This is a genomic window from Bradyrhizobium sp. CCGUVB1N3, from assembly GCF_024199925.1.
Classification (GTDB): domain Bacteria; phylum Pseudomonadota; class Alphaproteobacteria; order Rhizobiales; family Xanthobacteraceae; genus Bradyrhizobium.
The window spans coordinates 2,385,008-2,398,604 of the sequence record NZ_JANADR010000001.1; the positions used below are offsets into that span (position 1 = coordinate 2,385,008).

The 13,597-nt window shown below is 64.9% G+C and carries 12 protein-coding genes; 2 read left to right on the top strand and 10 right to left on the bottom strand.

The genetic code is table 11. The features are described 5' to 3' along the window. Positions 1 to 22 precede the first annotated feature (22 nt). From chvE to NLM33_RS11400, 10 genes are all read right to left on the bottom strand, one after another. On the bottom strand, positions 23 to 1,096 hold the full coding sequence (chvE, locus tag NLM33_RS11355; RefSeq protein ID WP_305880485.1) for a multiple monosaccharide ABC transporter substrate-binding protein: 1,074 nt from the start codon (positions 1,094 to 1,096) through the stop codon (positions 23 to 25). Between the two features lie 85 nt (positions 1,097 to 1,181). Further along, the gene (locus tag NLM33_RS11360; RefSeq protein WP_254096132.1) at positions 1,182 to 2,063 is read right to left on the bottom strand and encodes an SMP-30/gluconolactonase/LRE family protein; all 882 of its coding nucleotides are present in this window, start codon (positions 2,061 to 2,063) and stop codon (positions 1,182 to 1,184) included. Continuing rightward, the gene (locus NLM33_RS11365; protein WP_254096133.1) at positions 2,060 to 3,136 is read right to left on the bottom strand and encodes an aldose epimerase family protein; all 1,077 of its coding nucleotides are present in this window, start codon (positions 3,134 to 3,136) and stop codon (positions 2,060 to 2,062) included. The genes NLM33_RS11360 and NLM33_RS11365 overlap by 4 nt, the downstream gene beginning before the upstream one ends. 2 nt (positions 3,137 to 3,138) lie before the next feature. Then, positions 3,139 to 4,065 (bottom strand): Gfo/Idh/MocA family protein, encoded by a 927-nt coding sequence (locus NLM33_RS11370; protein WP_254096134.1) that lies wholly within the window; start codon positions 4,063 to 4,065, stop codon positions 3,139 to 3,141. 2 nt (positions 4,066 to 4,067) lie between these two features. Beyond that, positions 4,068 to 4,838: a FadR/GntR family transcriptional regulator gene (locus NLM33_RS11375; protein WP_254096135.1), complete on the bottom strand. Its 771-nt coding sequence runs from the start codon at positions 4,836 to 4,838 to the stop codon at positions 4,068 to 4,070. Then, positions 4,835 to 5,815: a galactofuranose ABC transporter, permease protein YjfF gene (yjfF, locus tag NLM33_RS11380; protein WP_254096136.1), complete on the bottom strand. Its 981-nt coding sequence runs from the start codon at positions 5,813 to 5,815 to the stop codon at positions 4,835 to 4,837. Before yjfF ends, NLM33_RS11375 begins: the two co-directional genes overlap by 4 nt. Next, positions 5,812 to 6,804 carry an ABC transporter permease gene (locus NLM33_RS11385; RefSeq protein WP_254096137.1) on the bottom strand — a complete coding sequence of 331 codons (993 nt, stop codon included), beginning with the start codon at positions 6,802 to 6,804 and terminating at the stop codon, positions 5,812 to 5,814. The genes yjfF and NLM33_RS11385 overlap by 4 nt, the downstream gene beginning before the upstream one ends. Then, entirely contained in the window at positions 6,801 to 8,345 is a 1,545-nt protein-coding gene (locus tag NLM33_RS11390) for a sugar ABC transporter ATP-binding protein (protein ID WP_254096138.1), read from the bottom strand. The genes NLM33_RS11385 and NLM33_RS11390 overlap by 4 nt, the downstream gene beginning before the upstream one ends. Before the next feature lie 127 nt (positions 8,346 to 8,472). After that, positions 8,473 to 9,438, bottom strand: a complete 966-nt coding sequence (gene ytfQ, locus NLM33_RS11395) for a galactofuranose ABC transporter, galactofuranose-binding protein YtfQ (protein WP_254096139.1) — start codon at positions 9,436 to 9,438, stop codon at positions 8,473 to 8,475. A 276-nt stretch (positions 9,439 to 9,714) separates the two neighbouring features. Continuing rightward, positions 9,715 to 10,905, bottom strand: coding sequence for a fumarylacetoacetate hydrolase family protein (locus NLM33_RS11400; RefSeq protein WP_371929934.1), 1,191 nt, complete (start codon positions 10,903 to 10,905; stop codon positions 9,715 to 9,717). A gap of 318 nt (positions 10,906 to 11,223) precedes the next feature. On the opposite strand from NLM33_RS11400, the gene NLM33_RS11405 reads away from it, so the two are divergent. Further along, positions 11,224 to 12,474 (top strand): ABC transporter substrate-binding protein, encoded by a 1,251-nt coding sequence (locus NLM33_RS11405; protein WP_254096140.1) that lies wholly within the window; start codon positions 11,224 to 11,226, stop codon positions 12,472 to 12,474. A gap of 126 nt (positions 12,475 to 12,600) precedes the next feature. Continuing rightward, positions 12,601 to 13,428 carry an AraC family transcriptional regulator gene (locus NLM33_RS11410; protein ID WP_254096141.1) on the top strand — a complete coding sequence of 276 codons (828 nt, stop codon included), beginning with the start codon at positions 12,601 to 12,603 and terminating at the stop codon, positions 13,426 to 13,428. Positions 13,429 to 13,597: the final 169 nt, after the last annotated feature.

A 13,597-nucleotide genomic window follows, 5' to 3' on the forward strand; every position in this document is an offset into this window, starting at 1 on the left:
GCGGGGAGAGGGAGAGCAACTCTTACTGGAATTGCGACTTCTTGTAGTAGCCGCTTTCAACCAGGGTTTTCTCCCAATTGTCCTTGTAGACCACGACCGGCTTGAGCAGGTAGGAGGGCACGGTCTTGGCGCCGTTCTCATAGGTCTTGGTGTCGTTCACCGTGACCTGCTTGCCGGCCAGCGCCGCGTCGACCATATCGGCGGTCACCTTGGCGAGGTCGCGGGTGTCCTTGAAGATGGTCGAGTACTGGTCGCCGCGCAGCATCGCCTTGATCGAGGGCACCTCGGCATCCTGGCCGCTGATGATCGGCATCGGCTGGTCGGCACTGCCGTAGCCCACGCCCTTCAGCGACGAGATGATGCCGATCGAGAGGCCGTCATAGGGCGACAACACGGCGTTGACCTTCTTGTTGCCGTAGTAGGCGCTGAGCAGGTTGTCCATGCGGGCCTGCGCGGTGGCGCCGTCCCAGCGCAAGGTCGCGACCTTGTCCATGCCCATCTGGCCGGACACGACGACGAGCTTCTTGCTGTCGATGTAAGGCTGCAGCACCGACATCGCGCCGTTGTAGAAGAAGTAGGCGTTGTTGTCGTCGGGCGAGCCGCCGAACAGCTCGATGTTGAACGGACCCTTGCCATCCTTCAGGCCGAGACCCTGCACGATCGATTCCGCCTGGAGCACGCCGACCTGGAAGTTGTCGAAGGTCGCGTAGTAGTCGACGTTCGGCGTACCGCGGATCAGGCGGTCATAGGCGATCACGGTGATGCCCTTGGCCTTGGCCTGCTTGAGCACATCCGACAGCGTGGTGCCGTCGATCGCCGCGATCACCAGCGCCTTGGCGCCCTTCGTCACCATGTTCTCGACCTGCGAGAGCTGGTTCGGAATATCGTCCTCGGCATATTGCAGGTCGGTGTTGTAGCCGCGCTCCTTCAGCACCTTGACCATGTTGTTGCCGTCATCGATCCAGCGCGCCGATGATTTCGTCGGCATCGAGATACCGACGGTCGGCTTGTCCTGGGCCAATGCCGGGGCCGATGAGGCCATCGCGGCGGCGCCCGCGAATGCGAGCGCGAGTACGGTCGTCTTCAGTTTCAGCATGCTTCACTCCCTTGGGTGTAAGAACGTTTGTAGTTACAGCAAGAACTTCGGTGTGTTGTGCCTTTAAATTGCTCCTTGGATTCTCCTATTCGAGCGTGACGTCGGGCTCCGCGCGACCGCGCGCGGCAGCCTCGAGGATGAAGGTGTAGCCGGCCTGCGGATCGGCGGCGCGTGCCGCCGCATCCATATCCTGCCACGCCGAGGTGACAAGAAGGCGTGACAGATCGGGCCCGATGAAGGCGGGACAACTCGACTGCCGTGCCGGCACCGCCAGCGAGCGCAAGCGCTCGCCTTCGGGACTATAGACGTCGACGCAGGCGCCGCCCCAGCGCGCGTTCCAGATCAATCCGTCGGCATCGACCACCGAGCCGTCGAGACCGCCGACGCCGGTGTGGCGCACCAGCACCTCCGGCTCGCCGCGCGGCAATCCCGTCGCCGGATTGAGCGGAACGCGATAAAGCACGTGGCGCGCGGTGTCGGCGAAGTATCCGATCGCGCCGTCGGGCGAAAAGCAGATCGAGTTCGGAATGCTGATGCCGGGAAACAGCGTCGAGATCTTGCCGCGATGGAGCGCATAGATCGCGCCGGCCCCTGCTTCCGCCTTGCGGCCCATGGTGCCGATCCAGAACGTGCCGGATTGATGCACGCGCGCGTCGTTCGACCGCGTGCCCGGGTTGTCGGCCTCCAGCGTGCGATAGAGCGTCATCGCGCCATCGGCGCGCTTGCGGATGTAGAGGCCGTCCTCGGCCACGATCAACTGCCGCTCTGCATCGATACGGCCGAGCGCGCTCGCCATCCGGCCGAGTGCATGGACGCGGATATTGCGGCTAGCGAGCTGGGCCTCGTAAAGGCGGCCTTCACGGATGTCGAACCACCAGGCGGTGTCGGTGGTGACGTCATAGGTCGGGCCCTCGCCGAGATGGCAATGCTCGGCGCACAGGACAGAGGTCGGCACCTGCTCGGTCATGGCGAGCTCACCCCAAAACGATACACGGAGTGGTGCTTGTAAACGCTGCCGGGCGCAAGGCGCGGGCTCGGGAAGTCCGGCCGGTTCGGCGCATCCGGCCAGATGTGCGGCTCGAGGCACAGCGCGTCGGACTGCCGGTACAGTCGGCCGCCCTTGCCCGCCACCGAGCCGTCGAGGTAGTTGCCGGAATAGACCTGCAAGCCCGGCTGATCCGTGAACAGCTCCATGACGCGCCCCGAGCGCGGCGCCTTCACGCGCGCGGCAAGACGCAAGCTGCCGTCACGCGGAAGGCAGAACGTGTGGTCGTAGCCCTTGCCGTTGCGCAATTGCTGATCGTTCTGCCGGATCCGTGCGCCGATCGCAGTGGCCTCACGGAAGTCGAAGGGCGTGCCGGCAACCGCGTGCGGCGGCCCGGCCAGCGGGATCGCGGTCGGATCGATCGCCAGGAAATGATCAGCCGCGACCATGAGCTTGTGATCGAGGATCGGCATCCCCGAGGTCGCCCCTTCCAGATTGAAGAAGCTGTGATTGGTGAGATTGACGATCGTCGGACGGTCGCTCCTCGCCTCCATGCTGACCGACAGTTCGGCAGGACCCGTCACCCGATAGGTGAGACGGACGTCGAGCCGGCCCGGGTAACCTTCCTCACCGTGCTCGCTTGTATAAGTGAGCGTGACCGCAGGCTCCACACCATCAGCGAGGTCGGCGATCTGCCAGAGCTTGCGGTCAAAGCCGTCCAGGCCGCCGTGCAGCGCATTCGGGCCGTTGTTGGCGGCGAGTTGCACCGTCTCGCCATCGAGCACGAAGCGCGCGTCCGCGATGCGGTTGGCATAGCGCCCGATGGTCGCGCCGAAAAACTTCCGCTCGGCGAGATAGCCTGCGAAATCGTCATAGCCGAGCACGACGTCGTCGGTAGCGCCCTTGGCATCTGGGGCGATGAGCGCCTGAATCACCGCACCATGGGTGATGATGCGCGCTTCGAAACCGCTCTGCCCGCACAGCACCACGCGTTCGACGGCGCGGCCATCCGGCAGCGTTCCGAAGACGTCCCTTGCGATGCTGCTCCCTGCCATGATCATTCCACGAACGGTTCGACGACGTTGCGCTTGCCGAGCATGAAGGCGTCGGCGACGAGACGGAACGGTGTCAGGTCGACGTCGCTCTCCCCCGTCGCCGCAAGCTCGCCGAAACGCCGGTAGAGCCCGCGATATTCGGCTTCCGGCTCTTCCGCAAGCACTTTGCCATCGACGGCCATGCGGGCACCGCCGCCCGACAGCGTCATCCGGCCCTGATCGGTCTCGGCCACGATGTCCCAGCTCTGCGGGCCGGTCTGTCGGAAGTCGAATTCGGCCGTGATCGGCAGGCCGCCGGCATTGGTGAGCACCAAATTCGCCGCAATCGGCGCCTCGCGATTGGCTGGGAAAGACAAGTCCGCCGCCGTCACGAACACCGGACGGGGCAGGATGCGGGTCAGGATCGAGAGCGCGTTGATGCCGGGATCGAACACGCCGAGCCCGCCCGGCTCCCAGATCCAGCCCTGCCCCGGATGCCAGACGCGGACGTCTTCCTTCCAGCTTATGTGCACGGACTCGATCCGGCGCGCGGCGAGCCATTGCCGCGCCGGCTCGACGGCGGGCGCAAAGCGCGAATGCCAGGTCGCAAACAGCGTCCGCTTCGCATCCTTCGCCATCGCAACCAGCGGATCGAGTTCGCCGAGGCTGAGGCCCGGCGGCTTCTCCAGCATCACATGCTTGCCGGCGGCAAGCGCCGCGAAGGCTTGCGCGCGCCGCACCTGCGGCGGCGTGCACAGCGACACCGCATCGATCGGCGGCCCCTTTGCGAGCAGCTCCTCGATGCTGGCGAAATGCGGCAGGTCCGGCAGCGAGGCATTGCGGCTCGCGATGGCGGCAAGTGTTGCGCCCGGTGTCGCCGCGATCGCCGCGACGTGCTGGTCGCGTGCGATCTTGCCGAAGCCGACGATGGCGATGCGAAGTTCAGTCACGCTTATTCTCCAGATTGAGCCGATGGCGCCACCTCGGCCGGCGCCGTCTCGATCACCGTGCCTTCATGGCGGCTCATGCCATTGTGAATGACAAAGACCATGGCCGCCGAGGCGGCCTCGACGTCGCCCGCCGCGATCGAATCGACGATCTTCTGGTGCCAGAGCAGCACCGTGTCGCGATCCTCGACCTCGACCGGCGCGCTTAGCAGGAAGGACGCCCGCAAGGCGGCTTCGATGACATGGCCGATCGAGCGCATGAACAGATTGCCCGATGCCCGCGCCACGGCAACGTGCAAGGCGAGGTCTGCGTCAGCGAAGGCGGCGGAATCGGATGCCTCGCGCCGCATGCGGTCCATGCTGCGCTTCAGCTCGGCAAGATCCTCCTCCGAGCGCCGCGCGGCCGCGAGCATCGCCGCGCGCGGCTCGACCGCGAGGCGGATCTCGGCGAGGTCGTTGAGGAAGCGCTTGTCGATGCCTGCGTCGAGATGCCAGGCCAGCACGTCGGCGTCGAACATGTTCCAGGCGCCGCGCTCGCGCACGACGGTGCCGACCCGCGCCTTGGTGGTGAGCAGACCTTTTGCCACGAGGGTCTTGACGCTCTCGCGCAGCACCGGCCGCGAGACGCCGAACATCGAGGTCAGCTCGGCATCACCAGGCAGCCGCGTACCTTCGGCATAGCGGCCGGCAATGATGTCGACGCCGATCGAGCGGGACACTTCCGCATGATTGGAATGGGCCCGCCGCGTCGGGATGACGACGATGCGCGAGGTCATGGCGTGGCTCCCGCGGGTCTCACGGCCGGCCGGCGCGCGATCGCGATCATGACCTGCTGGAGAGCGATGAAGGCGAACAGCAGAACGCCGGTCGCGATCTTGGTCCACCAGCTCGACAGTGTCCCGTCGAAATTGATGTAGGTCTGGATCATCCCCTGAATGAGGACGCCCAGGAACGTTCCGACCACCGAGCCCTGCCCGCCCGTGAGCAGCGTGCCGCCGATCACCACCGCCGCGATGGTGTCGAGCTCGACGCCGACGGCCGAGAGCGAATAGCCTGCGCCGGTATAGAAGGAGAAGACGATGCCGGCGATACCTGCGAGCAGGCTCGACAGCATGTAGATGCGGATCGTCATTTTGCCGACGGCGACGCCCATCAGGCTCGCCGTGACCCGGCTGCCGCCGAGCGCATAGACATTGGCGCCGAAGCGGGTGAGCTGCAGCAGCAGCGCTCCGCCGATCACGATGACCAGCATGATGATCGCAACCGCCGTCAGTCGTCCGCCACCCGGTAGTCGCAGCGCAAAGTCCGAGACCGTCGAATAGATCGGCGCGGTGATCGGCACCGATTCCGTCGAAAGCAGGAAGCTCGCGCCGCGCGCGAGGAACATGCCGGCCAGCGTGACGATGAACGGCGGCAGGTCGAACAGATGGATGACGGCGCCCATCGCCGCGCCGAAGGCCGCGGACAGCGCCAGGATTGCCACGAAGGCGACCAGCGGCGGCATGCCCCAGCGCTCGATCGCGAGCGCGACGAACACGGTGGTAAAGCCGATCACCGAGCCGACCGACAGGTCGATGCCGCCCGAGATGATCACGAAGGTCATGCCGGTCGCGACGATGCCGAGGAAGGCGTTGTCAGTCAGGAGATTGCAGACCACGCGGGTCGAGGCAATGTTGGGAAATTGCAGCGCGCAGAGCACAAAGCCGGCGACGAGCACGATGGCCGTGATGAGGACGGGCGGCAGGCCTTTCATGCTTTCGTCCCCCGGATACGCGCCACGATGCCGGCCATACCGGTCAGTTTCGGCGATTGCAACAACAGCACCGCCAGCACCACCACGGCCTTGACCAGGAGGTTGAATTCCGGCGGATAGCCCGACAGGAGAATACCCGTGTTCATCGTCTGGATGATGAGCGCGCCGAGCACCGCGAGCAAGAGGCTGAAGCGGCCGCCAAACAACGAGGTTCCGCCGATCACGACGGCCAGGATCGCGTCGAGCTCGAGCCAAAGGCCGGCATTGTTGGCATCAGCCCCCATGATGTCGGCCGCGGCGATCACGCCCGCAAGCGCTGCGCAGACGCCGCACCAGACATAGACGGCCAAAATCATGGCGCGCGTGCCGACGCCGGCGAGCTCGCTTGCCCGCGCATTGCCGCCGGTAGCCTCGATCAAAAGCCCGAGCGCCGAGCCGCGCACCACGGCGCCGGTCAGGATCAGCATCCCCAAGGCAATCGCGACCGGCACGGGAACGCCAAGGATGGCGCCGTTGCCGAGCCAGACCAGATCGGGCGAGGTGAAGGTCACGATGCGCCCCTCGGTGATGAGTTGGGCGATGCCGCGGCCGGCGACCATCAGGATCAGAGTAGCAACGATCGGCTGCATGCCGAGGATGCTGACCAGAAAACCGTTCCAGAGGCCGCAGACGAGTCCCGCACCGAGCGCCGCCACCAGCACCACCGGCAGGCCGTGGCTGTCGGCGAGGCTCGCCGCGATCGCGCCCGAGATCGCCATGACCGCGCCGACCGAGAGATCGATGCCGCGCGTGGCGATCACCAGCACCATGCCGAGCGAGAGCAGCGCCACCGGCGTGCCGCGGTTGAGCACGTCGATCATGCTGCCGAACAGCCGTCCGTCCTGAAGGCGTAGATCGAAAAATTGTGGCGAGACGGCACGGTCGACCGCCAGGATGACGATCAGCGCAAATATCTGGGCAAGGCCGCGGCGCGGCAGAAGAGCGGTCATGGCCTGCCCTCCTGCGCGACAGTGCTGCCGTCGGCGGCGATCGCCGCCAAGATATTGGAGACGTCGATCGCCTCGCCCTGCAACTCCTCGACATGGGCGCGATCGCGCAGCACGACCACGCGATCCGAATAGGTGACGATCTCGTCGAGCTCGGAGGAGATCACGAGCAGCGCCAGCCCATCGTCGCAGAGCTCGCGGATCAGGCGGATGATCTCGGCATGCGCGCCGACGTCGATGCCGCGGGTCGGCTCGTCCAGCACGAGGAGCCGCGGCGAGGTTGCGAGCCAGCGCGCCAGCAGCACCTTTTGCTGATTGCCGCCAGACAACAGGCCGACCGGACGTTCCGGATCGGGCGGGCGGATGTCGAGGAGCTTGACGAAACGCGATGCGATCTCGTCCTGCTCGCGGCGCGACAGCGGCAAATAGAGGCCGCGCTTGGCCTGGAGTGCCAAGACGATGTTCTCGCGCACCGTGAGTTCGGCCACGATGCCTTCGGTCTTGCGCTCCTCCGGGCAATAGCCAAAACCGTGGCGGACGCCGTCGCGCGGTGTTTGCAGCCGCACGGCCGCGCCCTCCACTTTCGCCTGGCCCTGATCGGAACGCTCGGCGCCGAACACCAGCCGCGCCGTCTCGGTCCGGCCCGAGCCCAGCAGGCCGGCGAGACCCACGACCTCGCCGTGGCGCAATTCGAGATTGAACGGTGCGATGTAGCCAGCCTTGCCGTAGCCCTCGAAGCTCGCGCAGACCTCGCGCGCCTTGTGCTCGCTCGCGGCCGCGCGCGCGCTGGTGGTCTCGGCAAGCTCGCGGCCGAGCATCATCCGGATCAATTCGAGCCGCGGCAGCGATGCGGTTTCCCGTTCACCAACGAGGCGCCCGTTGCGCAAGACGGTGATGCGGTCGGAGATTTCGTAGACCTGGTCGAGGAAGTGGCTGACGAAGACGATGCCGATGCCGCGGCCGGCAAGCTGGCGCATGATCTTGAAGAGAATCTCGACCTCATGACGGTCGAGGCTCGCGGTCGGCTCGTCGAGAATGAGAACGCGCGCCGACAGGTCGACGGCGCGGGCGATCGCGGTGACGTGCTGGATCGCGACGGAGTAGCTGCCGAGCGGCGCCGCCACGTCGATGTCGAGGCCGAACTCGGCAAGCAACGCCTTCGCCCGCCGGCGCATCTCGCCTTCGCGGACGATGCCGAAGCGCATCGGCTGCCGGTCGAGAAAAAGATTCTGCGCCACCGACAGATTGGGCAACAGATTTACTTCCTGGTAGACGGTGGCAATGCCAGCTTCCAGCGCCGCCTTCGACGATCGCGGCGCGACCTCGGCGCCGCCGAGCCGAACGATTCCGGCATCGCGCGGGAATACGCCGGTGACCACCTTGATCAGCGTGGACTTGCCGGCACCGTTCTCGCCGAGCAGGGCATGGATCTCGCCGGCACGAAGCGTGAAATCAACGTCCTGCAACGCACGCACAGCGCCAAAACTCTTGCTGATCCCACGCACCTCCAGCAGACAAGGGGCAGAATCCGGGCCGGTCTCCATTGCGACGTCACTCCCGCCGGCGTCCGCTTGTGGGGGTTGCGGACGTCCGGCCAATTCACCACGCTTAGCAGTTTCGATGGGGGGTGCGCCACCGGAGCACATCAGCCGCGGTGGCGCACGGGAGGGCTCAGTAACCGAGACCCTTCTTGCTGTCGTAGACCTTCTGCGGATCGTCGGAGGCGGTGTAGAGCTTCGATTCCGTCTGGATCCACTTCGGCGGAACGGTGCCCTTGTCCTTGAAGGCGGCGATGACATCGAGCGCGGGCCCGGCCATGTTCGGGGTCAGCTCCACCGTGGCATTGGCTTCGCCTGCGGCAATCGCCTTGAAGATGTCGGGAACCGCGTCGATCGAGACGGTCAGAACGTCCTTGCCGGGCTTGAGGCCGGCTTCCTTCATGGCCTGGATCGCGCCGACCATCATGTCGTCATTATGCGCATAGACCGCGCAGATCGACTTGCCGCCGCCTTCGGCCTTGATGAAGCTCTCCATCACTTCCTTACCCTTGGCGCGGGTGAAGTCGCCGGTCTGGCTGCGCACCACCTTCAGGTTCGGATGCTTGGCGACGACGGAGTCAAAGCCCTTCTTGCGGTTGGTGGCGACGCTGGCGCCGACCGTGCCCTGCAATTCGACGACGTTGCAGGCCTTCTCGCCAACCGTCTTGGCGAGCCACTCGCCGGCAACCGCACCTTCGTGCACGCTGTCCGAGGTGACCGCGGTCAGATAGAGTTCCTTGCCCGACGGATCGATGTCGCGGTCGAGCAGCACGACCGGTATCTTGGCTTCCTTGGCCTCCTTCAGCACCGCGTCCCATCCGGTCGAGACGACCGGCGCGAGGAAGATCGCGTCGACGTTCTGCGCAATGAATGACCGGATCGCCTTGATCTGGTTCTCCTGCTTTTGCTGGGCGTCGGCGATCTTCAGGTTGACCTGGCGCTTGGCCGCTTCCTGCTTGGAGACCGAGGTCTCAGCGGCGCGCCATCCGGATTCCGATCCGATCTGCGAAAAACCGATGGTGAGCTGGCCGGCGTTGGCTGGCAGCGCGAGCAGCAGCGCGGCGGTGGCGCTGGCCGCAAAGAGGGCTTTGAGGGTCATCAGGCGAGTCTCCCAAAAAATGTTTATCTCGGATGCCAATTGGTATCATGGCACCTGCTAGACCGCCCCTCTGGGCGGCGGGAGGCACCATTTCACGGAAGCTCTGCCCTGTATAGTCATATTATTTTACTATATGACTGATCCCAAGATTTTGTCGCCAACACGCGCCACGAACCCGCGGCCCTACTTTGCATGGGGTTGTTTTCGATAGTTTTGCGGAGGCAAGGCCAGCACCGGCGTTGAACGCGGTCTACGCCGGTGCTGGCACCCCGGGCGCTACAGCAGCTTCCGCTGCGCTAGATTCTTCATCAGCGCGCCGATGCCAAAGCTCCAGGGCTCGCACTCGTCGCTTGTGCGCATGCGGTTGGTGAGCTTGCCGAGCTCGGGCGCTGCGATCGTGACGATGTCGTCGTGCTTGTGGGTGAACCCCTGCCCCGGCGCATCGCGATCCTCGACCGGCGCGAACATCGTGCCGAGGAACAGCACGAAGCCGTCAGGATATTGATGGACGGTGCCGATCGTCTGCGCGACGAGATCGGTGGGATCGCGGCTGATCTTGCTGATCGAGGAATGGCCGTTGAGCACAAATCCGTCCTGCCCCTTCACGTTGAGGCTGATGTCCAGCTTGCGTGCGTCATCGAGGGAGAAGGTGTCGTCGAACAGCCGCAGCAGCGGGCCGATGGCGCAGGAGGCGTTGTTGTCCTTGGCCTTCGACAACAGCAGCGCCGAGCGCCCCTCGAAGTCGCGCAGGTTCACGTCGTTGCCGAGCGCGCCGCCGACGATCTTGCCGCGGCTCGAGACGAACAGCACCAGCTCCGGCTCCGGATTGTTCCAGGTCGATTTCGGATGCAGCCCGGCATCCATGCCGGCGCCGACCGACGACAGCACCGGCGCCTTGGTGAAGACCTCCGCATCGGGACCGATGCCGACTTCGAGATACTGGCTCCACGCGTTCTGCTCGATCAGCACCTGCTTCAGCCGCATCGCCTGGTCCGAGCCCGGCTTGAGCCGTGACAGATCGTCGCCGATGAGCCGCGTTACCTCCTTGCGGATGGCTTCGGCCGATGCCGGGTTGCCCTTCGCCCGCTCCTCGATCACGCGCTCGAGCATGGAAACGGCAAAGGTCACGCCGGCGGCCTTCAGGGTTTGAAGGTCGACCGGCGCGAGCAGCCAGGGCTTTTGCCGATCGCGCTGGTCGGGCGGCGTGTTGGCCGCAATCGCATCGAGATCGCCGATCCGCTCGCCCTTGGTCTCGCGCACCGCCTTTGCCGGATCCGCCTCCTCGCACAGCGCGCTGATGGTCGGAAACCGCGCGGTGACGTCGAACACGCCGTCGCTACGTACCGCAACCACGGCAGGACCATCGACCTGCGGCAGCCAGACGCGGCCGACCAGCGTGCCGCGCGTCCCGTCCTCCGGCAAAACATCCCTCGCCGTCAGTGTCATCCTGGCCGTTTCCGACTTCATTGCATCGGTCCTTTTCTCTTTCGTTGTCACCCGAATGGCACGACAGGCGCGCCGCTCGCCAGCACCAAAACACCATTTGCGGGCGCTCCGCCACTGGGCAGCACGCGATTCAATCTCACCGCGCGCCGCCGCCTATTGCACCGCGGAACCATTTGCGACGCAACATTCAAAATGAGACTGCCCGTTAAGCCACGCATGGCTCCGACGCGTGCGCTGCATCCGAGTTCGGTTAGCCTTCATTCAAGAACCGTGAGCCTCGCGCCAACGAGCTACCGGCAAATAATGACGACAAAAATGACGACTAAAGGGAGGAGAGCAATGTTGAAAGGCAGTGTGGGACTTATCGCGCTGAGCAGCCTGTTGCTTTCGGGCGCAGCCATGGCTCAGGAGAAGATCAAGGTCGGCGTCACCGCAACCCTCGAAGGTACCTACACGGTGCTCGGCGAGGACGGCATCCGCGGCCATCAGACCGCGCTCAACGTGCTCGGCAAGAAGGTCGGCGACAAGGAGCTCGAATTCATCATCGCCTCGACCGATGCAACGCCCGACTCTGCCGTGCGCGCCGTGCGCAAGCTGATCGAGCAGGACAAGGTGCAGATCCTGCTCTCGCCGCTGTCCGGCGACGAAGGCATCGCGGTGAAGAATTTTGCCAAAACCCATCCCGAGCTGACCTTCATCAACGCCGCCTCCGGCGCCCAGGAAACGACCTATGTCGATCCCGCGCCGAACTTCTTCCGCTACAACATGGACGGCGCGCAGTGGCAGGTTGGCCTCGGCAAATACGCCTATGAGACCAAGGGCTATCGCAAGATCGCCACGGTCGGCGAGGATTACTCCTTCATCTACACGCAGGTGTTCGGCCTGGTGCTCGAATTCTGTGGCATGGGCGGACAGGTCACCAACCGGCAATGGGTGCCACTCGGCACCAAGGACTTTGCCTCCGTCATCGCCGCGCTGCCTGACGATGTCGATGCGATCTATCTGGGCTTGGGCGGCGCCGACGCCGTCAACTTCCTCAACCAGTATCAGCAGGCCGGCGGCAAGGCGCATCTGATGGGCGGCTCGATCATGATCGACCAGACCATCCTGTCCTCCAAGGGCAACGCCAAGAACGCGCTGATCGGCACGCTGGCGGCGAGCGGCCAGGCCGACACCTGGGAGGATCCGGGCTGGCAGAAGTTCGTGAAGGACTATCAGGACGCCTTCCCGCCGAACAAGCGCTTCCCGAGCCCGTCGCTGCTCGCGACCAATTATTACGGATCGACCATGGCGCTGATCCTCGGATTGCGCGCGGTGAACGGCGATCTCTCCAACAACCAGGAGAAGTTCAAGGTGGCGCTGGCCAAGCTCGAGATCGACGCGCCGAACGGCAAGATCAAGCTCGACTCCAACCGCCAGGCGATCGGCACCAACTTCGTGACCGAGGTCGTCGATGACGGAAAGGGTGCGCTGTTCTCGAAGGTCGTGAAGGTGATTCCGAACGTGAACCAGACCCTCGGCTACGATCCGGCGGTGTTCGCCAAGATCGGGCTGCCGAGCCGTACAGTACCGGAATGTAAGAAGTACTGACGCAATCACGTTCGCAACTGCGGCGACCGGGGAGCGATTTGCGAGGCGCGGATCTCACCGCCCTTGCAATCTCTCCCCGGTTGTTGAACGCTAACGGCAAAACAAGAGAGCATCGGGAGGGATGGCATGAGCCGGGCGCTCGCCGTCTTCCACGGCCGGTTCGGTCGGGCGACGGTCTATCAGTTGAACCGCCCTTTCAACATCCACGCGCATCGCGAGGGTCATCTGATCTTCCATGTCGGCGGCATGCCTGCGTGCATTGACGTTTGCGACGGGCGCTTCCAGCTCAACGAAACCTCCGTCGTCGCCGTCAACCCCTGGGAACCGCACAATTTCCTGCCCTCCGATCTCGACGCCGGCGCGATCTTCTTCGTGCTCTACGTCAACGCCGAGTGGTTCGCGCCCGACGCACCCGGCGCTGACCGGCTGCGCTTCGGCCGCACCCAATTCAAGCGCACGCCGGCGCTCGACAAGCACATCCGAAGGACCGCGGCGCTGGTGTGCGGCGCCCCCTCGCTCTCGACCCTCGACTCCGAGCTCAGGCGGCTGATCGACATCTGCTACGACGAAAGCTGGCAGCAGGCCGAGATCGCCCGCGATGCCCGCGCGGCCGGCGCCGTTACCGACTTTCGCGTGCGCAAATGCATCAAGCTGATGTCGGAAAGTCCGGGCGCCGAGATGGAGCTCGACACCATCGCACGTGAATCCGGCCTGTCGCGGCCGCATTTCTACCGGCTGTTCCGCACCCAGACCGGCGTCACCCCGCATCTCTATCTCAACACGCTGATCATGGAGCAGGCGCTGGAGGCGCTGGTGGCGAGCGAAGCGCCGATCGCCGATATCGGCTTTGATCTTGGCTTCTCCTCGCAGAGTGGGTTCACCCGCTTCTTCGCCGCCAATGTCGGCATGGCTCCGACCGATTATCGCCGCGCCGCCAAGGTTTTGCGCGCATAGAGCCGCGCGCGAAAAGATACTCTCGATCAAACACCCTCCTCGTCTCCTCGCTAGGATGCGCGGAACGCGATCCCAAAAGAGGATCGCGAGCCCAGGGAGATGCACGTCCATGGCGCGGTACGCAGCCTGCTCGGGGCTGTCTGACCTGCATCGGGATGGTTGTCGGCGC